This is a genomic window from Prevotella sp. Sow4_E9_plate, from assembly GCF_052116205.1.
Classification (GTDB): Bacteria; Bacteroidota; Bacteroidia; order Bacteroidales; family Bacteroidaceae; genus Prevotella.
In genome coordinates this window covers 1-1290 of sequence record NZ_JBQKLN010000114.1, presented here as the reverse complement: position 1 = coordinate 1290, position 1290 = coordinate 1, and the positions used below count along the sequence as shown (strand labels likewise).

At 39.1% G+C, this 1290-nt stretch carries 3 protein-coding genes; all 3 read left to right on the top strand.

Translation table 11 applies throughout. The features are described from left to right. Positions 1 to 76: 76 nt before the first annotated feature. Genes ACTQ53_RS17470 through ACTQ53_RS17460 form a run of 3 tightly spaced genes read left to right on the top strand, consistent with a single transcriptional unit; the run spans position 77 to position 1106 of the window. On the top strand, positions 77 to 421 hold the full coding sequence (locus ACTQ53_RS17470; protein WP_203041574.1) for a hypothetical protein: 345 nt from the start codon (positions 77 to 79) through the stop codon (positions 419 to 421). Positions 422 to 423: 2 nt separating this feature from the next. Continuing rightward, positions 424 to 756: an IS66 family insertion sequence element accessory protein TnpB gene (gene tnpB, locus ACTQ53_RS17465; protein ID WP_118201877.1), complete on the top strand. Its 333-nt coding sequence runs from the start codon at positions 424 to 426 to the stop codon at positions 754 to 756. Beyond that, positions 753 to 1106 (top strand): hypothetical protein, encoded by a 354-nt coding sequence (locus ACTQ53_RS17460; RefSeq protein ID WP_441934577.1) that lies wholly within the window; start codon positions 753 to 755, stop codon positions 1104 to 1106. Before tnpB ends, ACTQ53_RS17460 begins: the two co-directional genes overlap by 4 nt. Positions 1107 to 1290 lie beyond the last annotated feature (184 nt).

The window sequence follows — 1290 nt, the reverse complement described above, 5'->3', positions numbered from 1 at the left end:
GTAAATCACCATTAGCCCGTATGGCGGTACCTATATAATATATTACCTTTGCATCCGTAATCAAAACAATTTGATAATGGAAACAAGGGAATATTTCGAAAAAGTGATGCAGGATTACAACCAAAATCGTAAAGGTCGTAGCTTGCGCAAGTATTGTAAGGATGAGGCAGTGGATTATGACTGGCTCATTGAGTTTAAGAAATCATATCGTTCAAATAAGCTTCAACCAAATGAAAACAAGAAGCTAGGCGAAGGTGAGTTTATCGCTTTGACAGTTGAGGAGAATTTTGTTCCCGAGCAACAAACTCCTGCAGGTTGGCAAGTTGAGAGACTGATTTTGAAGTCTCCGACTGGTGATGAGATGGAAATCAAGTGTACTAACCTGTTTGCAGTTGCAGAACTGCTGCGTAAAATGTCATAGCTATGCTGAACTTCACTTCTCGAACAACTTATTATTTGAGTTCCACACCCACTGATATGCGCAATGGTCGTGAGGGCTTGGCAGGAATCATCCGTGAAAAAATGCAGCATGATCCTTATAGTTATGATGAAGCCTTCATCTTCTATTCCAAGGATTACCGCAAGGTTAAAATATTACATTATGATATCAATGGTTTTGTCTTATACCAAAAGTGGTTTGATGATGGTAAGTTTCTCAAGCCTCGCTTCTTGGAGGCAGCTCGCTGTCATAAGATAAGCCGTGAGACATTGATACTGTTGCTATCAACATCCGTACAAACGGAAATCATATTATGAATACTGATATTAAGAGTTTGATACCATCCATGCATGCAGAACTGAAGCGTATGCAATCTCGTGTTGCAGAGCTTCAAGTCTCATTACAGCAAGGTTCATCTGATGAAAAGGCGATTCGAGAGGAAATTTCTCGAATGAATCTGCGTCAGGTTGAAATCATGGATGCGATGGTAGAGATACAAGAGTATATTTTGGGCAAGCAGGAAGCACTGCTTGCCCTATTGAGAGAGCGCAAATCTCTTCTGACAGCAAAAGAAGCTTTGGAAAAGAAAAACAAGGAATACGAGGAAAAGTTGTTTTTGAAATCTTGTAAGCTTCTGAAAAACAAGTGGTTATATAACTTTTCTTAACAAGAAATAGTTGTATATGTCGCAGAAATTTAGTACCTTTGTAAACATGATAAATAACAAGAGTAATATAGAGATGCAGCTTGCTACGTATAAGTCAATGTTGACTAAAGCTAGCAATGACCTTGCCAAGTCCAAACAGCTTGTTGGCTTGCTCAAACAGCAGATTGAGCAAGGTAATACAGAG

Bases quoted from the DNA above. Each gene is read 5' to 3' on its own strand.
- tnpB (WP_118201877.1), top strand. From the start codon at position 424: ATGCTGAACTTCACTTCTCGAACAACTTATTATTTGAGTTCCACACCC.
- ACTQ53_RS17470 (WP_203041574.1), top strand. From the start codon at position 77: ATGGAAACAAGGGAATATTTCGAAAAAGTGATGCAGGATTACAACCAA.
- ACTQ53_RS17460 (WP_441934577.1), top strand. From the start codon at position 753: ATGAATACTGATATTAAGAGTTTGATACCATCCATGCATGCAGAACTG.